This window comes from Paenibacillus sp. FSL W8-0194 (assembly GCF_037969745.1).
GTDB lineage: Bacteria > Bacillota > Bacilli > Paenibacillales > Paenibacillaceae > Paenibacillus_AQ > Paenibacillus_AQ cookii.
In genome coordinates, this window is the sequence record NZ_CP150205.1 from 1,860,553 (window position 1) to 1,882,178 (window position 21,626).

At 53.5% G+C, this 21,626-nt stretch carries 22 protein-coding genes and 1 tRNA gene; 16 read left to right on the forward strand and 7 right to left on the reverse strand.

Annotated elements, in window-relative coordinates; genetic code table 11:
* The first annotated feature begins 109 nt into the window (after positions 1-109).
* On the forward strand, positions 110-1,972 hold the full coding sequence (locus tag MKY58_RS08070) for a bifunctional UDP-sugar hydrolase/5'-nucleotidase (RefSeq protein WP_339325085.1): 1,863 nt from the start codon (positions 110-112) through the stop codon (positions 1,970-1,972).
* Between the two features lie 440 nt (positions 1,973-2,412).
* Here the strand turns inward: MKY58_RS08070 and MKY58_RS08075 are convergent, their stop codons facing one another.
* On the reverse strand, positions 2,413-3,036 hold the full coding sequence (locus MKY58_RS08075; RefSeq protein WP_339324143.1) for a DUF1259 domain-containing protein: 624 nt from the start codon (positions 3,034-3,036) through the stop codon (positions 2,413-2,415).
* A 216-nt stretch (positions 3,037-3,252) separates the two neighbouring features.
* A tRNA-Val gene (locus MKY58_RS08080) sits at positions 3,253-3,325 on the reverse strand.
* 228 nt (positions 3,326-3,553) lie between these two features.
* Here MKY58_RS08080 and MKY58_RS08085 point away from each other — a divergent pair.
* From MKY58_RS08085 to MKY58_RS08095, 3 genes are all read left to right on the forward strand, one after another.
* Entirely contained in the window at positions 3,554-3,730 is a 177-nt protein-coding gene (locus tag MKY58_RS08085; protein WP_156124513.1) for a hypothetical protein, read from the forward strand.
* Between the two features lie 290 nt (positions 3,731-4,020).
* Positions 4,021-4,467, forward strand: a complete 447-nt coding sequence (locus tag MKY58_RS08090; RefSeq protein WP_339324144.1) for a GNAT family N-acetyltransferase — start codon at positions 4,021-4,023, stop codon at positions 4,465-4,467.
* Positions 4,468-4,549: 82 nt separating this feature from the next.
* Positions 4,550-4,789 (forward strand): DUF3892 domain-containing protein, encoded by a 240-nt coding sequence (locus MKY58_RS08095; RefSeq protein WP_339324145.1) that lies wholly within the window; start codon positions 4,550-4,552, stop codon positions 4,787-4,789.
* A gap of 72 nt (positions 4,790-4,861) precedes the next feature.
* Here the strand turns inward: MKY58_RS08095 and MKY58_RS08100 are convergent, their stop codons facing one another.
* Positions 4,862-5,599, reverse strand: coding sequence for an MBL fold metallo-hydrolase (locus MKY58_RS08100; RefSeq protein ID WP_339324146.1), 738 nt, complete (start codon positions 5,597-5,599; stop codon positions 4,862-4,864).
* 109 nt (positions 5,600-5,708) lie between these two features.
* On the opposite strand from MKY58_RS08100, the gene MKY58_RS08105 reads away from it, so the two are divergent.
* The 3 genes from MKY58_RS08105 to MKY58_RS08115 all read left to right on the forward strand — a co-directional run bounded on the left by MKY58_RS08105 (position 5,709) and on the right by MKY58_RS08115 (position 7,100).
* Positions 5,709-5,903: a hypothetical protein gene (locus MKY58_RS08105; RefSeq protein WP_339324147.1), complete on the forward strand. Its 195-nt coding sequence runs from the start codon at positions 5,709-5,711 to the stop codon at positions 5,901-5,903.
* A 230-nt stretch (positions 5,904-6,133) separates the two neighbouring features.
* Entirely contained in the window at positions 6,134-6,691 is a 558-nt protein-coding gene (locus MKY58_RS08110) for a copper amine oxidase (protein ID WP_339324148.1), read from the forward strand.
* 94 nt (positions 6,692-6,785) lie between these two features.
* Positions 6,786-7,100: a DUF1292 domain-containing protein gene (locus MKY58_RS08115; protein WP_036707624.1), complete on the forward strand. Its 315-nt coding sequence runs from the start codon at positions 6,786-6,788 to the stop codon at positions 7,098-7,100.
* Between the two features lie 78 nt (positions 7,101-7,178).
* Here MKY58_RS08115 and MKY58_RS08120 read toward each other — a convergent pair whose 3' ends face one another.
* Entirely contained in the window at positions 7,179-8,654 is a 1,476-nt protein-coding gene (locus MKY58_RS08120; protein WP_339324149.1) for an aminotransferase class I/II-fold pyridoxal phosphate-dependent enzyme, read from the reverse strand.
* A 158-nt stretch (positions 8,655-8,812) separates the two neighbouring features.
* Here MKY58_RS08120 and MKY58_RS08125 point away from each other — a divergent pair, with 158 nt between their 5' ends.
* Positions 8,813-10,126 (forward strand): MFS transporter, encoded by a 1,314-nt coding sequence (locus tag MKY58_RS08125; RefSeq protein WP_339324150.1) that lies wholly within the window; start codon positions 8,813-8,815, stop codon positions 10,124-10,126.
* A gap of 173 nt (positions 10,127-10,299) precedes the next feature.
* On the opposite strand, the gene MKY58_RS08130 is transcribed toward MKY58_RS08125, so the two are convergent.
* Positions 10,300-10,923: a DUF1054 domain-containing protein gene (locus MKY58_RS08130; RefSeq protein WP_339324151.1), complete on the reverse strand. Its 624-nt coding sequence runs from the start codon at positions 10,921-10,923 to the stop codon at positions 10,300-10,302.
* A gap of 271 nt (positions 10,924-11,194) precedes the next feature.
* Between MKY58_RS08130 and MKY58_RS08135 the strand changes: the two genes are divergently transcribed.
* Entirely contained in the window at positions 11,195-11,791 is a 597-nt protein-coding gene (locus tag MKY58_RS08135; RefSeq protein ID WP_036707625.1) for a hypothetical protein, read from the forward strand.
* 192 nt (positions 11,792-11,983) lie between these two features.
* On the forward strand, positions 11,984-13,408 hold the full coding sequence (gndA, locus tag MKY58_RS08140; protein WP_339324152.1) for an NADP-dependent phosphogluconate dehydrogenase: 1,425 nt from the start codon (positions 11,984-11,986) through the stop codon (positions 13,406-13,408).
* Positions 13,409-13,423: 15 nt separating this feature from the next.
* On the opposite strand, the gene MKY58_RS08145 is transcribed toward gndA, so the two are convergent.
* Entirely contained in the window at positions 13,424-13,738 is a 315-nt protein-coding gene (locus MKY58_RS08145) for a hypothetical protein (RefSeq protein WP_339324153.1), read from the reverse strand.
* 281 nt (positions 13,739-14,019) lie between these two features.
* On the opposite strand from MKY58_RS08145, the gene MKY58_RS08150 reads away from it, so the two are divergent.
* On the forward strand, positions 14,020-14,535 hold the full coding sequence (locus MKY58_RS08150; protein WP_339324154.1) for a shikimate kinase: 516 nt from the start codon (positions 14,020-14,022) through the stop codon (positions 14,533-14,535).
* A gap of 134 nt (positions 14,536-14,669) precedes the next feature.
* On the opposite strand, the gene MKY58_RS08155 is transcribed toward MKY58_RS08150, so the two are convergent.
* A complete protein-coding gene (locus tag MKY58_RS08155) occupies positions 14,670-14,975 on the reverse strand; it encodes a rhodanese-like domain-containing protein (protein WP_339324155.1) in 306 nt (101 codons plus the stop codon).
* A gap of 174 nt (positions 14,976-15,149) precedes the next feature.
* On the opposite strand from MKY58_RS08155, the gene aroA reads away from it, so the two are divergent.
* From aroA to MKY58_RS08180, 5 genes are all read left to right on the forward strand, one after another.
* Positions 15,150-16,442: a 3-phosphoshikimate 1-carboxyvinyltransferase gene (gene aroA, locus MKY58_RS08160; protein ID WP_339324156.1), complete on the forward strand. Its 1,293-nt coding sequence runs from the start codon at positions 15,150-15,152 to the stop codon at positions 16,440-16,442.
* Positions 16,443-16,501: 59 nt separating this feature from the next.
* Positions 16,502-16,942 (forward strand): CoA-binding protein, encoded by a 441-nt coding sequence (locus tag MKY58_RS08165; protein ID WP_339324157.1) that lies wholly within the window; start codon positions 16,502-16,504, stop codon positions 16,940-16,942.
* 211 nt (positions 16,943-17,153) lie between these two features.
* Entirely contained in the window at positions 17,154-19,040 is a 1,887-nt protein-coding gene (locus MKY58_RS08170) for a glucose PTS transporter subunit IIA (protein WP_212947093.1), read from the forward strand.
* Positions 19,037-20,788, forward strand: coding sequence for a phosphoenolpyruvate--protein phosphotransferase (gene ptsP, locus MKY58_RS08175; RefSeq protein WP_339324158.1), 1,752 nt, complete (start codon positions 19,037-19,039; stop codon positions 20,786-20,788). The genes MKY58_RS08170 and ptsP overlap by 4 nt, the downstream gene beginning before the upstream one ends.
* 370 nt (positions 20,789-21,158) lie before the next feature.
* Positions 21,159-21,602 carry a hypothetical protein gene (locus MKY58_RS08180; RefSeq protein ID WP_339324159.1) on the forward strand — a complete coding sequence of 148 codons (444 nt, stop codon included), beginning with the start codon at positions 21,159-21,161 and terminating at the stop codon, positions 21,600-21,602.
* Positions 21,603-21,626: the final 24 nt, after the last annotated feature.

Consider the following 21,626-nt stretch of genomic DNA (forward strand, 5'->3'; position numbering starts at 1 on the left):
TTTCATTCCCCTGTGTATACTTTTTCTTAAACAAATGTTCTCAATCGCGTAACATTTGTTCAACGATTCATACAACAAAAAGGGGAGAGTGTTGTTTTTGAATTTTAAAATGAAAGCGAAAACAATGGTAGTCACGGGGCTGCTGTCCACGTTGTTCGCCACGTCGGCGTTCGCGGCGCCGCTGCATCCGGTGCAGCATACCGATTGGATGCAGGAGAAACATATTGTAAACGGTTTCGAAAAAGGGGACCTGATGCTGGCGCAGCATATTTCCCTCGGGGAAGCGGTCGCTTTGTTCGCCAGAATCCAAGGCGAGCAGGCAAGCACGCCGAAAGGATACTGGGCAGCCAATTATTTGGATTGGGCCGCTAAGAAAGGCGCCATTACGAAAGAAGAAACGGCTCAAGGAAGAACGTATCCTTCCTCCGAAAAATTGGCGAAAATCGCCAAGGCGCTTGGAATCGATTTGAAGCTGGCTTCCGGAACGCAGGTGACCCGCGGCGATTTCATCAATGCCCTCGGCGAAGCCGTTACGGAGCATATCACGATCGCGCATACGAATGACGTGCACGGCCACATCCAAGAAAATGCGAAAGACAAAGAGTTCGGTTACGCCAAAATCGCTACGCTCGTCAAACAATGGCGCGAAGAAAACAAAAACTTCCTGTTGATGGACGCGGGCGACACGTTCCAAGGAACGATCTACTCGAACCAATTCAAAGGCGAATCCATCATTCCGATCCTGAACAAACTCGGTTACGAAGCCATGACCGCAGGGAACCATGAATTCGACTTCGGTTATGAGCAGCTGCTTAAATTGCGGGACAAGCTCGACTTCCCGATGATTAACGCGAACGTGTTCAAGGCGGACGGCACAAACCTGCTGATTCCTACATACACCGTTGAAGTCGGCGGCCAAAAAATCGCCTTCATCGGATTCGTGACGGAGGAAACGCCGATCGTTACCCATCCGAACAACGTCATCGGCCTTACGTTCAAAGACCCGGTCGAAATCGCCAAGAAGCTGGTTCCGGAAATGAAGGCCCAAGCGGATCATGTGGTCGTCGTATCGCATATCGGCGTTGAAAAAGACAGAGAAATCGCGAAAAACGTGTCGGGCATCGACCTGATCATCGGCGGGCATTCCCATACGCCGCTCCGTACGCCCGAAAAGGTAAACGGCACCTATATCGTGCAGGACTGGGAATACGGAAAATCGCTGGGACGCGTGGACTTATACTATTATAATAAAGATTTGGTCGGATTCAGCGGCGGATTGGTCGAATACGACGAAAGCGTCAAAGCCGATCCTGAAATCGAGAAGCTGGTTCAGGAGGTCGTGAAAAAGGTTGACGATGCGATGAACGTGGTCATCGGGAAAACCGAAGTCGATCTTCACGGCGAAAGAACCGAGGTGCGCGCGGTCGAGACGAATTTGGGCAACTTCATCGCTGACGCGATCATTGAGAAGACCAAAACGATCAAAGGGCACGAAGCCGACGTGGCTTTGGTCAACGGCGGCGGCATCCGCGCCAGCAAAAAAGCCGGGGACTTGACGAAAAAGGACCTGTATTCGATCCTTCCGTTCCCGAACACGTTGACGGTGGTCAAAGCGACGGGGGCCGACATCAAAGCGGCACTTGAGGTATCGGTCAAAGGCGTGGAGAAAAAAGACGATCTTCCGGGCTCCTTCCTGCAGGTCGGCGGATTGTCCTACGTCTACGACGTGACGAAGCCGGTAGGGGAGCGCGTCCTGGAAGTGAAAATTGGAGGCCAGCCGCTTGACCCGAACAAAACGTACACCGTGGCGACAAACGACTTCATTACGTCGGGCGGGGACGGATATTCGATGCTGAAAAAAGATGAAGTGCTGAACACCGGATATACGTTCTATGACGTCGTGGAAGAATATCTGGAGAAGGTCAAAGTGATCAGTCCGAAAACGGAAAACCGCATCGTCGAGAAAAAATAGAAGAATTCAAGCGAAGGGGCCGGCCAGATTGCCGGTCCTTTTGGTTTTGCCGACCTCCAAGACGGAGCACATTCATGCGGTTGAAAATAGGATTTTACATAAAGCATACACAATGAGAAATACACCCGCAATTAACGTTAATATTCCATGCAAACGCGTAAACCATAACCGTTTATCGGTTGCGTAGGGATCGCCGAATCCGCCGAACCATCTCGTATCCGGTCTTTTGATCGTAAACATGCCGCATGTGATCATGATAACCCCCCACAATATCCAAGACATACGAATCACTCCTTTGCATATAAAACGCAAGAAGGAACAAATAGTTATACCAAAAAACAGAGGAAAGGAAAAAGAAGTGCTTGCCAGAAGCACTTCCTTCAATGGTGCATTTTTAGATTTTGCTTAGTGAACCGTTAATCCCATACCTTCATTTGGTATCATGAAAATCGCTTATTGGATCTTAAAGCTCTGTTCATCACACGAGGTTTTTTCGTGACCAGACTTCGATTGGCGACGCGTGGTCTTTGAGTGGTTCTTGTTCTGCTTTGAACGCCGGACCGTTTAGGTCTGTTTGTGCCATAGAATCTGCTGCTGGATAAGCTTCCTTGGCTTGATCCATTAGAGCGATGTTCGCCACTGGATCTGCTTGGCCGTATCGTTCGGGTAGTCAGCACCCGAAACGCTTCGGCCGATTTCTGGGCGAAGACAAGCGGCGGCTCAATGGACTTGAAATGGATGAACATGAGTACGGGGTTCGTTAACAGCCAGTGATTGTGTATCGCTGTGACTTCAATTCCGCGCTGGCGGAGTGCGGAGACGAACGGATTAATTTCTTCCTGCAAAATAACGGTTTCACCCAAATTGAGCGCATTTCCGCGGCTGTCCAGGTCTTCAAACGAGAAAAAAGCAGCGATGGCCAGAACCGATTTTGTTCTTCTCCCTTGAATCAACGGTTGAAGGTTGCTGCGAACTCTTGTCACGGTACAAACGCCATTTGCCACTTCCGCCGTCCCGCCTAAAATGCTTGCGAACTTTGAGCACAGCGAGTTTTGAATGGACATACAAATATACCTCCTTTTCAAAGATGGTATATTATATGAAATTTTAATAGTTTTGCTCGTTATAAAAATACTATGTATCAATATTTCCGCAAAAATATAAGATACTGCTAATTTTATATGGAAGGGGCTCATTCCGCTCCCCAATGCAAGTTTTACAGTGGGCATATTCCTGAGGACAAAATAAAAGAAGCCTTGGTATACCAAGGCTTCTGGAGATGATCTGCAGTGGGCTCGAACCACTGACCCCCACCCTGTCAAGATGGTGCTCTCCCAGCTGAGCTAGCAGATCGTATCGAAGAACAATTTATATATTACCAGGGAAGAAGAGGAGTGTCAACAACTTTTTTTCAAAAACATGCATCGCGAAATAAAATTTTCATATGATTGAAATCCATGAATAGATCATGGCAAAACCCGGGAAAACTGATGACAAAGCCCGTGGTCCAGCGATGGGCGTTTCGAAACGGGCAAAAAGGTTAAATAACTCAGTAAAAACCGGCTAAAGGAGTGGCCTCTCATGCCAAAAACATGGCGGTACAAAATTTTGGGCTGCTGTCTGATCGTGCTGCTGTCGGGCTGTTCGGCGTTTCAGTCCAGCGCGGATCGCGGCGATGACTCTCCGGTCATGATAGATATCTACGACCCTTCGGTTCCGGAAGACGTGTATTCCAAGGGAGAAATTACGCCCCCGTAGTCATGCGGCAGCAGGCAAAAGAGGCAGCGGCCGCTGCCTCTTTTTATTCTTCATCCCATTTGCGGGAATAGCCCTTTTTTGTCACATAAATAAAAGAATAGATCAGCACGGCCGACATGACTGCGCAAAGAAAGATCGTAAATCCCATTCCCATATGGCCCATCCGGCTCCTCTCCGCGATATACCTCCACTATACATGAAATTCATTTTTTTGTATAATAATCGAACCGTGTTTTTGGCAATGGAAGCGGTAAAACGGACACAACGAAAGACGAAAGAGAGGTTTCATCATGGCTGCCGAAATCATCACTGTAACGACGCCGGAACTGCTGCAGCAGGGACTGGACATCCGGAAAAAGGTATTCGTCGAAGAACAAAACGTTCCCCTGGACCTTGAAGTCGACGAGTTCGATACGATCAGCGACAACGTGCACCATCTGTTGGTGCAGGATGAAAACGGGGACTACGTCGCCACGGGGCGTTTGATTTACTACAACAACGAAACGGCAAAAATGCAGCGGATCGCCGTGCTTAAGGAGCATCGTCAAGGCGGCTACGGCCGCATTCTGCTGATGGCGCTCGAAAACCGCGCTCGCGAGCTGGGGCTTGCCTATGCCCTTTTGGACGCGCAATGCCAAGCCGAAGGTTTTTACGCAAAGCTCGGTTACGAGACGATTTCCAAAGAGCCCTTCGACGATGCCGGCATTCCCCATGTCCGCATGAAAAAAACGCTGTAAGGCGAATAAAGGCTTCATTGCCGGGAGATGCTAAACCATGCCCGCATTTTGGGGCATCTCACGCGTAAAGGAGCGGATCACCATGGGAAATCCAGGCCGTGAAACGTTTATCGCCGTGCAAAAAAACGGCGACGGCGATTTGACTGCTTTCAAAACTTCGACCGGACGCGTCTTGAAATACGATGAGGCGCTGCAGGAAGTCAAAGCCGGAGCGATTGCCGGCGTCAACGTGTTTAAAGGAAGAGACGGGGAAATGTATATTCGCGGCGACGCGGATGGCGATCCATCGAACAATTTGGATAATTTGCCCCGTTTTGAATAAGACGGCAAGCTAAAAAAAGCCGGTGCAAGCATGGTATATGCTTGTACCGGCTTTTTGCCGTGCAGGGACGGATTAAACCGGGTATATGCGCCCCTGTTCGATAAACGCCATGCCCCCGGTTTTGCCGATGAAGTCGTCTTTGTTGTCCGCGTAATGCATCAGATAGGTCATGCTGCGGATTTGCTCCGGCAGTCTCATCAGTTCGTCAAGCGTCGTGTGAACTTCGCCCGGGCCTTCAAGCTGGCAGTCGTGCATAATCATGCGGCAGCCGCGCCGCTCGACAAGCTGCTGCAGCAGTCCGGGATCATAGACCATATCCGCGCTGTAAAACAGCCGTTCGTTTATAAACAGGGAATAGCTGTTTTTGCCGGGGATATGTCTGGTCGGAATCAGTTCGATCCGGATATGCTCGGAAATGTCGTAGGCCTGATCAGGCGCGAGCGGGCAGACCTCGAACAGATCCTCAAGGCATGTGATCTCCCCCTCCTGGTAAAGTCCTCCCCGGAGCGAATGCTCCCAGAGCACCGTGACCAGCGTCTCGGCTATGTACAGTTTGATTTTGCGCTTGTAGGTGAATTTCATCTTAAACGCGAGCTCCTCCAGTCCGCCCACGTGATCCGCGTGGATATGGGTAATGAGGACGGCGTCCACGTCTTCGAAGGATTTGCCGAGCCGGTGCAGCGCAAGCGGAGCGGTGACCCCGCAATCGATGAGAAGGGTGAAGGCCCCGTCCGTAAGCAGGGCGTTGTTGTTGAAGTAGGTTTTGGCAAAGGCGCTGCCGGTGCCGATCATTTGCAGTTCCAAATTCAAGGAATACACCTCCCGTGATGTCTCAGAAATCATTATATACCATAGGTTCCACTTTCGGTTTGTTCTCCATACAATGCAGCAAAGGCTTTTAGGAAATGGGGAATCAGGCATGGTCAAGTCAAAAGGCAAAAAACCGGCGCAAGCTAAAGGGGAAAAAGTGCATAAAGGCATGAGGCTGGTGACGTCGGAGGTGTGCGAGGCGTGCAAAACGCCATGCGCGCGCGGAATGGCTTACGCCGCCCGCATGAGGGAGCCGGGCGCCGTCGGCAAAGGCGTGCCTTGCATACTAACGAAAGTGAATTAACCGTTATTTGGTCAAGGGCAACCTGCGTGTTTACGCAGGTTTTTTCGTGCTGGCGAGGAAGAGAGACACGGCGGGCTATTTTTAATGCGAGGATTTTGCAACTTAAGACAGAGACCTGAAATTTTGGTTTCAAAAATTTAACCTGATAAAGGGAAGTTCCGACCGCAACTTGCACACTTACTTTTAGTATATATATACAACAGCATGAAGGAAATGGAGGGAATGAAAGGATGAGAAGCTGGAAAAAGATTTTGGTATGCGTCTTTGCCTTCTCCCTGATGGGGGGCTCCGTCATGTTCGCGGATTCGGTGACCCAGAAGATCAAGGTTTGGATCAACGGTCAGGAAGTGCAGGACGGCGGTTACGTGATCGACGGCAAGACCTACGTGCCCATCCGGGAGTTTAACGGCGTGGTGACTTGGGACGGAGATTCGAACCAGGTAAAATTCATCAAGCCGAATGTACATATTTTCCTATTCAACGGCGATACCGTATTCGGTAACGTCAACAAAGGCAAGCTGAAATTCAACGTATTCTGCCAGGTCGACAGTTTGGCGGAACATGTGTCGTCCGTCAAGGTCGCCATCACCGATCCGTCCGGCCACGTCAAGGACATTCAGACGCAGGATTTGGGGAGCAACCAAAAAGACAACTTCTGGTTCCGCACCTATGATTTTACGTACGATTTCAAAGTCGCCGGAAAATACAAGGTCGGATTCTACATCAAAGCGTCCAAAAAAGCCGATTACGAACTCGTTGCCGAAAAAGTAATCACCGCTCTGAATTAAAAACCCGTTTTTGGAATAGGATAAATTGACCACAGCCTTCCGACATGATACGATACGAAGGTATGACTATATAACCTAAAGCGAGGTTTTTGTAATGAGCGATCACACACATGAGCACGGCGATGCATGCGGCCATGACCATGATCACGATCATGAGCATGAAGAGTTTGTTTTGACGCTGACCGACGAGCAAGGCAACGATGTAGAGATGGTTCTTGTTGAAACGTTTGACGTTGGCGAGAATTTGTATGCGCTGCTGCTCGAGCGTGAAAATCCGGAAGCTGACGGCATCATTCTGCGCGTGGAAGAAGAAAACGATGAGATGATGCTTTACAATATTGAAGACGAAGAAGAATGGAATGCCGTGGAAGCGGCTTACAACGAGCTTGTTGCCCAGCAGGAAGACTGATTCTTCGGGAAGCCTCCAGAGCATAAAGAAACCCGGTGCCGCATTTGCGGTACCGGGTTATTTTGTTTGCGCCCTTGTTTAAAAAATAGGGTCGGTTTCCACGATCACTTTGACGTTTTTGATGTAACGGTCTTCCGGTCCTTTCACGGGCAGGCCGACGTCGACGTGGTCGATGATGTAATCGATGTTGTCCTGGGAAATGACTTCGCCGGGCAGCAGGATCGGGATTCCGGGCGGGTACACGTAGATGAACTCGGCGATGATCCGGCCGGCGGATTCCTTGAACGGAATCACCTCGGTGTCCCCGTAGAAAGCATCCCTTGGGATGAGGGAGAGCTGAGGGATTTCCGGGATTTTGACGATCAATTCGTTGGCCTCGTTCACTTTGTGATACGTCTCCGACAGCTTGCGGAGCGCGGAAAGCAGGATCGATACTGTTTCCTCGTTATCGCCCGGGGTGATCAGGCAGAGGATGTTGTACATGTCGCTCAGTTCCACTTCGATGTTGTAGTGCTCTCGCAGCCAGTTTTCCGTTTCGTAACCGGTGATGCCCAAATGGCGAACGTGAATCGTCAGCTTGGTCGGGTCGTAATCGAACGTCGCTTCGCCTCCGAGGATTTCGTCGCCGAAGCAGTACAAGCCGTCGATTTCGTTGATGCTGCGGCGGGCTTTTTGCGCAAGTTCGATCGTTTTTTGCGCCATGGCGTGGCCGTTAATGGCCAGGTTCCGTCTGGAAGTGTCCAGCGAGGCCAGCAGCAGGTACGAGGTCGAGGTCGTCGTCAGCATGCTGATGATCGTTTGCACGCGCTGCGGATTGACGAAACCGTGTTTCGTATTCAGATTGAGCACCGAGCTCTGCGTCATGGATCCCCCGAGTTTGTGAACGCTCGTTGCCGCCATATCGGCGCCGGCTTCCATGGCCGACATTGGCAGGTCCTCATGGAAATGAATGAGCACGCCGTGGGCTTCGTCGACGAGGACGGGCACGTTGCGGCTGTGGGCCAGGTCGACGATTTCCTTCAAATTGGCGCATACGCCGAAATACGTCGGGTTAATGACCAGGACCGCTTTGGCGTCCGGATGGCGATCCAGGGCGCGCTGGACGGATTTGGTCGTAATGCCGTGGTCGATGCCCAGGTTTTCGTCGCGTGCCGGAGACACGAACACCGGCTTGGCGCCGGAGAAAATGATGGCCGACATGACCGATTTGTGAATGTTCCGGGGGACGATGATTTTATCGCCCGGGGAGCATACGGACAGGATCATCGTCATAATGGCACCGCTTGTCCCCTGTACGCTAAAATAAGTATGGTCCGCGCCGAAAGCGTCGGCAGCGAGCTTCTGCGCTTCTTCGATGACGCCGGTCGGCTGATGCAAATCGTCCAGCGGCGCGATGTTGATCAAATCTATGGATAGGGCGTTATCGCCGATAAACTCCCTGAATTCGGCGTCGGTTCCCATGCCCTTTTTGTGTCCGGGAATATGAAATTGTACGGGATTGCTTGCCGCGTGTTCCATCAAAGCAGTAAATAGCGGCGTACGGCGGTGGTCCATCGTATGCTGTCACAACCTTTCATCTGTTAAAATTACAAGGATGAGTATAGCAAAATGGGGGGCGATTGCAAGCATGCATTTCGCGCCCCGGTGAAAATCCGGGAAGAATTTGGGGTACATTATAAATATGCGTTATTTTAGGGGAATTATTGCAAATCATGAGTAGAGGATGTGAGGCCATGCCGCCGATCGCGGGAGCAGCCGCCGTAAAACGGCTCAGATCCCCTTTTTTCGTAGGACTGCTCATCATTATATTTTTAGTCGAGTTCATGAAGGGCTCGCTGCTGGTCGCCGTGCTGCCCGTCTACATGAAAAATTCGCTCGGGCTTTCCGCGCATACCATCGGAATCGCGTTTTCCCTCCAATACATCGGCGATAACCTGTTCAGGAGCCCGTTCGGCTGGATCGGGGAGCGGCTCGGGTACCGGAAAACGATGGCCGGAGCGTTGATCATGACGGTGATTGCCCTTTGCATGATCGCGTTTTTTTCGGGGGCGTTCTGGCTGTCGCTGGCCTGTTTTATTCTCGGGCTGGGGACGTCGCCGCTGTGGCCGACCGCCATGACGGGGACGACGGAAATATCGGGGCCGCAGGGCAGCAACGGGCAGGCGCTGGGCACGCTGGAAATGGCTTCGCTGGCCGGCACGGGCGCCGGTCCGATCGTCATGAATTTTTTGATGGACCGGACGGAGAAAAACTACCATACCGCTTTTTTGATTTTGATCGGGGTCGGTATTGTTTTGGTGTTGGTCGCGCTGCTGCTGCCGTCGAAAGTGAAAATCCCGTTCCAAACGGCGGCCGCGGCCGCCACCGCAACGGGCAGGGGCATGTTTGCGGTCTTGGCAGGGAAGCTCGCCCATCTGGGAGCAAGCGTAAAATCGACGCTGCGCGAAGTCCGGACGACGCTGAAGGTAAGCTGGATGGTGTATCCCGCGCTGTTCCTCCAATCCTTCGTCATCGGGCTATTGAGCCCGGTCATCACGTTGTACGTGCAAAACGAGCTGCGCATTTCCCCGAACATGTACAGCCTGCTGCTCATTGCGGGGGGAGGAATTACGGTGCTGGCCTTGATCCCGAGCGGGAAGCTGATCGACCGTTTCGGAACGGGACCGTTTTTGAATGCGGGATTCCTGCTGGCCGCCTTTTCGCTCAGCTTTTTTTCGATCGTGCGTTCTCTGCCGCTGGTTTTCCTGTTCGTATGCATCGTCGGCATCAGCTACGCGATGATCCTGCCCGGATGGAACACCTTCGTGTCGCATTTGGTTCCGAAAGGGGAGCGCGGGGCGGTGTGGGGGTTTTTCCTTACGCTCCAGGGGTCGGGGATGGTCGTGGGCCCGGTCGTATCCGGACAGCTGTGGGACCGGCTCGGGCATTCGTCGCCATTTCTGGCGAGCGCGGTCGTGATGGCATTGCTGTTCGTGATCCATCTGGTTCTTTCGCGGCGCATGAAGGCCGGGGCGCAGCTTTCGTGAGGGGCGCCCAGTTCGCGCCGAAGGGCTCGCCCTTTAGCAAAAAAAGCTGCATCCCGGCCGGCGATTCGCCGAATTCCGGTTGCAGCTTTTTTTAAACACCATCAGACTTCATGTTTCGTTTCGCGAAACGGAATCACCGCCTGTCAAAAGACGGCGAAACCGTATGCGCTCGGCTAAAATGCCATTTTGTAAAGGGGAAGCAGCGTTTCGAAGGTCGACTGGATGACGGAGACGAGCTCCGGTCCGTTTTCCAGCACCGCCTCGCCTTTCGGAATGCGGAGACCGCAGAGCACTTCGGCTTTTTTCACTTTTTCCAGCCTGTCCGCCATCTCCGAGAAAGCCTTGGGACTCATGTCCGCATGGGGGGTGAAGCCCGGATCCATATGATCCATGGACCAATAGAAATGCGCCGGCAAGCTTTGGATCACTTGGCTGCGGTTTTTCTCGAGATGTTTCGCGAACGTGACCTTGTTCGGGCTTTCGTAAATGACGGCAAAAATAATGAACAGATGGGATTCGAACATCCCTACCTGGAAATGGGGCAGCGCTTTATACCCTCTTTTGCTGGCGGCCCAGGCCACCCACGTGTCATTCGGGGGATTGATGGTGCGGCGCGCGTGTTTGGCGACATGGGGGAACATTTCCTCGCCGCAAAGGGCGGACAAAAACGGGGCCATTTCGCGGCCGAGCTCCTCCAGCTTCGGTCTGACGTTCGCAATCAAAGCTTCCATGCGGGGTTCGAGACCGGGAACATTGAATACTTCGAAATCCTTGGAATGAAATCCTTCAAACGGCATGATGCGCCTCCTTTTAAGCAATGGGTTGATGTCTATTTTAAGGCCGACCGCGTGTCGTTGCTGCCTGTTTGGCAGAGGCGGGGAGCGGGTAAAAATAGTCAATAAACCAAGTTACCGTTACATAAGATAAAGTATAAAATAGAACAAAGACTTATTTCAACGTAATCAGGACTTTGCAACATCGGCTGCAAGCAAGCATCTTTGTTTTTTGCAAACCCTTTAGTCGCAGGTTGTTCGTCAAAGGCGGTCCAAAACTGAAGGAGGGAGTGCCGTGAACAAAAGCTATGAAGTGGAGTATTGCAATCTGGAGCTTCGGTTTAACCGGCGGCATATTCAGGACCTGATTAAGGATTTGATACAGGAAGGATACTCCCTGTACTGGAGCGAAAACGAATCGCTGTTCATCGTTTCCGTCAGAACGGGGCGCAAACTTGTCAAGCTGCGGTTCAACCGGACCAAAAACGGCTACAAAATGGTCGGGGATTACGTGATCCGCGACGCCAAACTGGCGGAGTGGATGGAGAAGCTGATCGAGGATACGCGGGGCCATGCAGTGGTCAAACGATTCAAGGACCGCCAGATTTTGGTGGAGAGCATTTTATTCGGCGAAGTCATCCGTTTGGTTGAAATATCCGGATACCAGCAAAGGGTGCTGTATCAAAAGGGGCCGTTCATGACAGAGCAGGAGATCTCGAAGCTTTACTTCTCGAAGGAAGGCGAAATGAGGCTGCTGCTTCTCCGGCTGGAAGTGGATGACGAACTGGAGCGCCTTCACGAAGCGCTTCAGAACGGAGATGAAGATAAAGCGGAGCTTTGCCGCAAAAAGCTGGCCGATCTTTCCCGGCAGCTGCTGATGCTCGAATGGTAACGCATACGCTGGTAAAGGCGGGAGGAGCCTGATGGGCGGGGACATTTCCGCAAATAGAAAAGCAAGTGACTAAAAGCACCTCTGCAGACAGCGGGGTGTTTTGTCACGAGATGTTTACATCGTGGGGTTCACTTTCGCGCGTAAACACGCTAAAATAGGTGTATTCATTTTTTCCAAAAAAAAAGGCAAAGGATGGAGGACCATATGTCGAAGCAACAAATCGGTGTCATTGGCCTTGCGGTCATGGGCAAAAACTTGGCTCTCAACATTGAAAGCAGAGGCTTTACCGTTTCCGTATTCAACCGTTCCCCGGAGAAAACAGAAGCCCTTCTCGAAGAAGCGAAAGGCAAAAACCTTACGGGAACCTTCTCCATGGAGGAGTTCGTGGAGTCGCTGGAGAAACCCCGCAAAATTTTGATCATGGTACAAGCCGGCAAAGCGACGGACGCGACCATCGAGCAATTGATCCCGCTGCTGGACGAAGGCGATATCATCATCGACGGCGGCAACGCTTACTTCCCGGATACGCAGCGCCGCAGCAAAATGCTTGAAGAAAAAGGCTTCCGCTTTATCGGTGCAGGGGTTTCCGGCGGCGAAGAAGGGGCTCTCAAAGGACCTTCGATCATGCCAGGCGGACCAAGAAGCGCTTACGAGCTTGTCGAGCCGATCCTGACATCGATTTCCGCCAAAGTGAACGGCGAACCTTGCTGTACATATATTGGTCCGGACGGCGCCGGCCATTACGTAAAAATGGTGCATAATGGCATCGAATACGGCGACATGCAGCTCATTTGCGAAGCTTACCACCTGCTGAAGGATGCGCTGGGCCTCGGCGCGGAAGAACTGCACCAAATTTTCAGCGAATGGAACAAAGGGGAGCTTGACAGCTACCTGATCGAAATTACGGCCGACATCTTCTCGCATAAAGACGAAGAAACGGGCAAACCGATGGTGGACGTCATCCTGGACGCGGCCGGCCAAAAAGGTACCGGAAAATGGACGAGCCAAAGCTCCCTGGATCTCGGGGTTCCGCTGTCCATGATTACCGAATCGGTATTCTCCCGCTTCTTGTCCGCCATGAAGGAAGAACGCGTGGAAGCAAGCAAAATCCTGAACGGTCCGAAAGCGGATGCGTTCCAGGGCGACAAAGCCGAATTCATCGAAAACGTGCGCAAAGCGCTGTTTGCGAGCAAAATCGTATCCTATGCCCAAGGGTTCGCCCAACTTCGCGTCGCTTCCGACGAATACGGCTGGGATCTGAAATACGGCGACCTGGCCAGAATCTGGCGCGGCGGCTGCATCATCCGTTCCCGCTTCCTGCAAAACATCACGGACGCTTACGAGAAAGATCCGGGCCTGAAAAACCTGCTTCTCGATCCGTTCTTTAAAGACATCATCGAAAACTACCAAGACGCATGGCGCCAAACGGTGTCCGCAGCAGTCAGCCGCGGCATTCCGGTGCCGGGCTTCGCGAGCGCGCTGGCTTATTTCGACAGCTACCGCACCGAAAGACTTCCTGCGAACCTGCTTCAGGCGCAGCGCGACTACTTCGGAGCGCATACGTTTAAGCGCGTCGACAAGGAAGGCGTCTTCCACCATAACTGGATCCAGGAATAGGAAGCCGTTTTTCGGCTACGACCGCTCCGGGCGATCCGCAGGGACAAGCCCGTGCATGGCCTCCTGAAGGCAAGTCCGGATGCGTTCGTCCTGCGCATGGCCCGCCGCGGAGCGGTGCAGCAGAAGCAACGCGGCTTCGCCGAAGTATTGAAAATTTTGCAGTAAACGTGGCTTGGGGAGTTCCAGCAGCGCTGGTTCGCCTTGAGCCACTTTTTGTTGCACGTAATGCAAAACCCATAACATGTCCTCCCGGCACAAAATATGCCGCGGGTCCGCGATCTGTTTGATTCTTGACAACGTTTCGGGCGAATGGGAACGGGATTCTGGCATGACGGATACGACCACTCCTTACAAAACTCCGAATTTTCCACAACATCGTTTCGCTTGGCGTCAGAATTATAGGTCCATGGCATGTATATGCTAGACTGGCAGAAAATAGACTGATCCGGGGCAATCCCGTGTCCGTACGGCGATGACGGGCAAACGACTGCATGGATCGGGCTTGCGGACAGAGGGAAACGGCGATTGTTTTGCGAGATTGTCGAAAGTTTTTGGCCTGTGGTATGATATGAAAAAGCTTGAGATTGAATGGAAACAAAAGGGGTGCTCTATTGAACCAGACGGAACAAAATATCATACTGATCGGAATGATGGGGACCGGAAAGTCGACGGTTGGCGAAATTTTGGCCGAGAAGCTGGGGTATTCGCTGGTCGATCTGGACGCGTCCATCGTGGCTCAGGAAGGAATGACCATTCCCGAAATGTTCGAGCTCCGCGGAGAACCTTATTTTCGGAACGCCGAAACTTGCGCCTTGCGAAACGTGTTGTCTTCGGGCGGGCGGAAGGTCGTGGCCACCGGGGGCGGATGCGTCCTGCGCGAGGAAAATCGCGAGCTGATGCTTCAAGGCGGATTCGTTGTGGCCTTGACGGCGGAAGCGGAAGCGATCGTGGAACGGGTTAAGGGAGACCGGAACCGGCCGCTGCTTGCCGGCGGCGCCGAGGAACGGATCCGGACGATTCTGGAGGAGCGGAAAGACGCGTATCGTTTTGCCCACTGCACGGTGGATACCAGCCGGATCGGGGCTGATGAGGTGGCGCTAAAAATTTTAACGCATTACCGCGTCTAAGCCGTTTTGTGTTAAGATAAGGGCAAGAGGTTTCTGCGGAGGGCGATTTCGCCTGCGCATTCCAGCGGCACGAGAGGCGGCCGGATAAACCAAAAAAACGGCAGGTCCGCAAGGACTGCCGCTTCGATGCAGGCTTATGCTTCGTCTTCGTTCCACTGAAGCATGCCGCCGGTCATGTTGATGCATTCGATGCCAAACTGCTGCAGGTATTGGCAGGCCCTCATGCTGCGGCCGCCGCTGCGGCAAATCAGGATGACCTCGCCTTCCCTCGGGATTTCATCCAGGCGTTCCGGGATTTGCCCGAGCGGGATATGCTTCGCTCCGCTGATCATGCCTTGCGCGACTTCATCGTCTTCGCGGACGTCGATCATCTGGAGGGATTCGCCTGCTAGAAGGCGCCGTCTCACTTCGGACGGTTCTATTTCACGAATGGACGTCATGGGAATTAACCTCTTTTCCGTAGTTTTGATAAGCCAGGGTTTTGACGAAAGCTTGGGCTTTCGCAAAAACCTTATGTAATTATGTTTATGATAACCAAGCTTTAAATGGGCTGTCAAATCGCATTTGCATCCCGGTTAGAGCGTGAACTAATTCGAGAAGGAGACATGGGGCATATGGATTTGATTGTAAAACCGACACCGCGGCTGCAGGGAGAGATCGGCGCGCTTTCCTCCAAAAACTATACGACGCGTTATTTGCTGGTCGCAGCCTTGGCCGAAGGGACCAGCACAGTGTATTTTCCGGCTCATAGCGAGGACAGCGACGCGATGCGCCGCTGCATTCAGGATTTGGGAGCCGTGCTTGTCGAAGACGAGGAAAAAGCGGTCATTACCGGCTTCGGCCGCCGTCCGCGGGACGTCAAGGAACTGAACGTCGGCAATGCGGGAGCCGTCCTCCGTTTTCTGATGGGCATCGCTTCGCTTTGTCCGGACGTGATGTTCGTGAATACATATCCCGATTCGCTCGGCAAACGTCCGCACGACGACCTGATTTCGGCCCTGGAGCAAATGGGGGTTCAGGTGGAGCATAACGACGGCCGCCTGCCGATCCGGATCCGCGGCGGAAAACCGAAAGGCGGGCGGATTCAAGTGTCCGGCTCCGTCAGTTCCCAGTATTTGAGCGCGCTGCTGTTCCTGACGCCGCTCCTGGAAGAAGACAGCGAAATCGAAGTGACCGGCGATCTGAAATCGAAGGTCGTCGTCGGCCAGACGCTTGAAGTGTTGGAGCAGGCGGGCATCGTCATCCATGCAAGCGATGATTACATGCGGTTCCGCGTTCCGGGCAACCAATCCTATCAGGCGAAAACGTATACGGTACAGGGCGATTACCCGGGTTCCGCCGCCGTGCTTGCCGCCGCCGCGGTAACGGAGTCGGATGTCCTCGTGAAACGACTGCCGGTGGAAAGCAAGCAAGGGGAACGGGCCGTGGTCGACGTGCTGCGTTTGATGGAGGCGCCCCTGACGCATGAAAACGACGAAGTGCACGTGAAAGGCAACGGAAAACTCAAGGCGGTCGAGTTCGACGGCGACGCGGCAACCGATGCGGTGCTGGCGATGGTGGCCGCGGCCGTGTTTGCGGAGGGAACGTCCCGGTTTTACAACGTGGAGAACCTCCGTTACAAGGAATGCGACCGAATCACGGATTATTTGACGGAGCTCCGCAAAGCCGGAGCCAACGTGGAGGAGCGCCAAGCCGAAATTATCGTCCACGGGCGTCCGGAAGGCGTCGAAGGCGGCGTGGAGATCAACGCCCATTACGACCATCGCGTCATCATGGCGCTGACGATCGTCGGGCTGCGCGCCAAGCAGCCGCTGACGATCAAGGACGCGCATCACGTCGCCAAATCCTATCCGCAGTTTTTTGACCATATGAAGGCGCTTGGCGCCCAGGTCGAATGGGTAAAATAATACAGCTTCCATATCCACCCGCATATATTCACATATATTAAGGAAAGAAGGGATCAGACATGGCTTTCGAAAATCCGACGCGCGACGAAATCAGGGAAATTCTGCAGCAGGCCGGAAATATAGCCGTCGTTGGTCTGTCCGATAAACCGGACCGGACCTCCTACATGATCGCCGAGGCGATGCAAAACCGCGGATACCGTATCATCCCGGTCAATCCGAACGCGGCGGGACGCCAAATTTTGGGCGAAACCTGCTATGCTTCGTTGAAAGATATTCCCGAGCCGGTAGACATCGTCAACGTGTTTCGCCGAAGCGAATATTGCGCGGACGTTGCTCGGGAAGCGGCCGAGATTCATGCGAACGTGTTATGGCTGCAGCTCGGCATCGTCAGCGATGAGGCGGCGGCTATCGCCGATCGGAGCGGCATGAAAGTCATCATGGACCGCTGCATCAAAGTGGAAGAGGCGATCACGCAGCCGGACCGGTCTGGGCACCGATAAACCGGCCTGCGGGCCAGGCATCTCCGGGATTTGCTTCCCGGGGATGTTTTTTTGCCCATTCAGAGCGCTTGTCCGTTTGGTCGGAATCTTGCAAATCCTTTTTGACAAAATGTCGATCTAAGCTTACCATTTGAAATAGCGCAGATTTTGCAGGAACCGGTAAGCATGGCTTTGCAATTTCTGATCTGTTTTTGAAAGGAGAGTGCCTTTCTTGAATTGGCTCGGATCACTGCAGCAGCTCGGAAGAGCGGTTATACTGCCCACGATGGTCCTTCCATCAGCCGCCATTTTGCTGAGCGTAGGCAGTCTTCCCTGGGCCGCATGGGGTCTTCCTCACGTCGCTGAGGTATGCACGTGGGCCGGACAGGGCATCTTCTATTTCCTCCCGTATCTGTTTGCGGTCGGCGTCGCCTGGGGGCTTTCGAACCAAGCCGGGCCGGCGGGACTTGCGGCGCTTGCGGGCATGTTTATTTACGACCAGATCACGCGGCATATGGGCGGCGGCAATATACAGCCCACGACGCTGATCGGCGTGCTTTTCGGAATATTGTCGGGCGTCGCCTCAAACCGATACAAGCATATCAAACTGCCTGAAGCGGTGCAGTTTTTTGGCGGTTCAAGGTTTGTCCTCCTGTTCATGGGGTTGTTTTCGACGCTGTTTTCCTGGGCGCTGCTGTTCATCACCCCTTATTTGCAGAAGGGGCTGGACGAGCTGACGCTGCTCATGAACCATCTGGGCGGATTCGGCTTGTTTTTGTACGGCATTTTGTACCGGGTTCTGACAGCATTTGGGCTGCATCATCTGCTCAACAACATTTTCTGGTTTCAGGCGGGGTCCTATCAGACGCCTTCCGGAAATATCGTGCAGGGCGACCTGCCGCGCTTTTTTGCGGGCGACCCGACGGCGGGCGGCTATATGGCGGGGTTGTTCCCGATCATGATGTTCGCGCTGCCGGCCATCGCGCTTGCGATCATCCAGGAAGCCCGCGAGGACTTGAAGCCGAAGATCAAAAAGACATTTTTGACGGCGGCGCTCGTATGCTTTTTAACAGGGGTGTCCGAGCAGATCGAATTCGCGTTTTTGTTCGCGGCGCCGTATTTGTTCATTTTGCACGCGGTGCTTTCCGGGGCGGCCATGTGGCTTACCTACGAGCTGGATATCCATCACGGCTTCTCCTATTCGGCGGGGGCCATCGATTTTTTCCTGAACCTGCATCTGTCCCATCACGCCTGGCTGCTCATTCCGATCGGCATCGGCTACGGTTTCGTCTATTATTTTCTGTTCCGGTGGGCGATCCGCAGGTTCCAGATTCCGACGCCCGGACGGGAGGAAGGTTCGAACCTCGAGGATTGGGCGGGAAGCATTCCCTACCAGGCGCCGCTTATTTTGGAGGCACTTGGCGGCAAGGACAACATCGTTCAGGTGGAATCCTGCATTACCCGGCTGCGGCTAACCGTCAAAAACGACAGGCTCGTGGACGGCAATGCGTTAAAGCTGCTCGGGTCGGCGGGCCTCATCAAGCTTGGCGGAGGAAACGTCCAGGTGGTGTTCGGCACGTATTCCGAACTGATCCGCGAGGAAGTCAACAAACTGCTCCAGCGGGACCTGCCGCGCGTGCTCTTCAGCGCGCCGGTGCAGGGCCGGATGCTTCCGATCGAGGAAGTGCCGGATCAGATTTTCGCGGCGAAGCTGGTGGGCGACGGGGTCGCCTTCATGCCGGAGCGCGGGGAACTGGTCTCGCCGGTTTATGGAACGATCGTGCACGTTTATCCTACGATGCATGCCATCGGCATATCAACGCCGGACGGTCTCGAAGTGCTGCTTCATATCGGGATCGACACCTCCCAGCTTAAGGGAGGGCATTTTTCGGCGGTCGTGAAGGAAGGGGATGCCGTCGAGCCGGGTCAGCTGCTCGTCAAATTCGACCTGGCCTACATCAAGGCCCATGCGACATCGATCGCGACGCCGATGGTCATTACGAATCCGGACCGCGTCAAATCCTGGAGCTTCGCGCCGTTCAAAACGGTCAAAAAAGGACAGACGTCGGTCATGTCCGTAGTATTACACGACAGAAATGTTGGAGGTTTGGAAACATGATTCAAGGTATCGGAGCATCTGCCGGCATCGCAATTGGAAAAGCATTCGTCCTGCCGAACTGGGAATGGGATCTGCCCGAAACCGGCATAGACGCAGTTGATCTGGCCAATGAGTTTGAGCGGCTGTATGAAGGGATACGCACCTCCAAAAACGAAATCGAATATATCAAAAACGAGTTCCGCGATATCGTCGGGGAAGAGGAATCCAGCATCTTCGATGCGCATTTGGCGATTCTGGACGATCCCGTATTCATGAATGAAATCCAGGGCGTCATCGAACGGCAGTACAAGGCGGCCGAAGTCGCGGTGAAGGAAGCGATCGACCACTTTGTTACGATGTTCGACCTGCTGGACGACGAATATATGAAGGAGCGGGCGATGGACATCAAGGACGTCGGCAACCGCTTGCTGAAGCATCTGCTTGGCGCGCCGGAAATTACGCTTCCTTCGGATACGCAGCCTTACGTGCTCGTCGTAAAGGAGTTGTCCCCGTCCCAGCTCGCCCATCTGAATCCGGCCCATGTCCTGGGCGTCGTCACGATGGTGGGCGGCAAAACGTCCCACGCCTCGATCATGGCACGGGCGCTTGGCATTCCGCTCGTGGCCGGCATCGAGGGGAAACTTGCCGAACCGATTCAAACGGGGGACCTGATCGTCATGGACGGCGATTCCGGCAAGCTGTTCGTCAATCCGGACAAAAAAACCGTCGACCAGTTCGAATGCACGCGGGTGGAGCAGCAGGTCCGCAAGGAACGGCTGGAGCTGCTCGCCTCGGTCGAAGCCGTCACGAAGGACGGCACGGAGATGCGGTTGTCGGCCAACATCAGCTCGGTAAAGGAGCTCGACATGGCCGTGAAATACGGGGCCCTTGGCGTGGGGCTCTTCCGGACGGAGTTTTTATACATGGATCGCGCGAACTTCCCGAGCGAAGAGGAGCAGTTCCAGGTTTACCTTCAGATCGTTCGGAAAATGGAGGGACGCCATACGGTCATCCGGACGCTGGACATCGGCGGGGACAAGCAGCTCGATTATTTTCCGCTGCCGCAGGAGGACAATCCTTTCCTCGGCTTCCGCGCGATCCGGATCAGCCTGGAACGCCAGGACCTTTTCCAGACGCAACTGACGGCGATTTTGCGCGCCAGCGCCTACGGCAAAACGAAAATCATGTATCCGATGATTTCCTCGGTGGATGAAGTGAGACAAGCCAACGAGATTTTGCGCCGCGCCATGGCCGATTTGGATGCAAGGGGTATTCCGTACGATCCCGAGATTCCGGTCGGGGTCATGATCGAAATCCCTGCGGCCGTCACGATCGCGGATTTGATCGCTAAGGAATGCGATTTTTTCAGCATCGGCACGAATGACCTGGTTCAATACGTGCTCGCCGTGGATCGGATGAATGAGCAGATCGCCCACATGTATCATCCTTACCACCCGGCGATCCTCCGCATGCTGCGCACGATCGTGGAAGCGGCGCGCGATGCGGGCATTCCCGTCAGCGTGTGCGGGGAGATGGCGGGGGACGAACGTTCCATACCGCTCTGGATCGCGCTAGGCGTGCACGATTTGAGCATGTCGATCCAATCGCTGCTCCGGGTGAAGCACCGGATTTTGAACACGTCGGCCCAAGAGGCGCGCGCTGTTGCCGAGGAATGTTATAAGCTGACCACAAACGGCCAAATCGAACGGCTGCTGACCGATTTTAACGAATCCAGCCGTTTTGAGAACCAAGCGCGCCGGAAGGAATGAAGGAAAAGACACCCACGTTTCGTGAGGTTGAAGCTGCAATCGATTAATGATAAAAACGCATGAAACCCCGCATTCATTCCGAGTGCCGGGTTTTTTTTCGACGAAAAATGATAGGCTTCGGAAACGCGGAGGGCTTTCATCTCCGCTCTCGTTCTTCCGCTAACTGCGGGCTGTCTGACGGAGGGTTGCATCAACCGGATACCAATTCTGCTGGGAACCGGCCGATATGAAAGAGATGGGCTTTTTGGTAAATAAAACAGCTGGCCCAAGCAGGGAGGAATCGCGGCCGGCCGAGGCGAATACCAACATCAGCCGGTATCGGCACTCATCCGAGTAGACAGATAGAAGAGAGAGATTGAGGTGGGGTATTGTGTCAATGAAATGCAACTGCGAGCAAAGCCTGAAACTGGAGCTTCGGACGGTTAAATATAGCCGGAGCGTGACGATCCGCCATGTCCCCGTACTGGTATGCGATCAATGTATGACGTACGAACTTATACCTTCCATGCGGTCGGACTTGAAGAGATGCATCGATTTGCTGGGTTCCGATCCGGGAAAAACGAGCTTTTCGATGACAGACCACCATGAACTGGCCGGCGTCATTTACGACGTGCTGGCCGATGAGGATTGTCCCGATGACAGGCTGCACGCAAAATTCGAAGACGAAATCGAGGGGCGGATCAACCTCCTTTTGGATATGTATAGATTGGCCGAAAGCATGCGCGACGATGAATGGGTATCGGACATCCGCCAGCGCCTTTCGCAGCTGTCCGTTATCCTGCCGGAAATGAATGTATTTCATGCTGATGTATGAAAACAAAATATTTTCAGAATTATT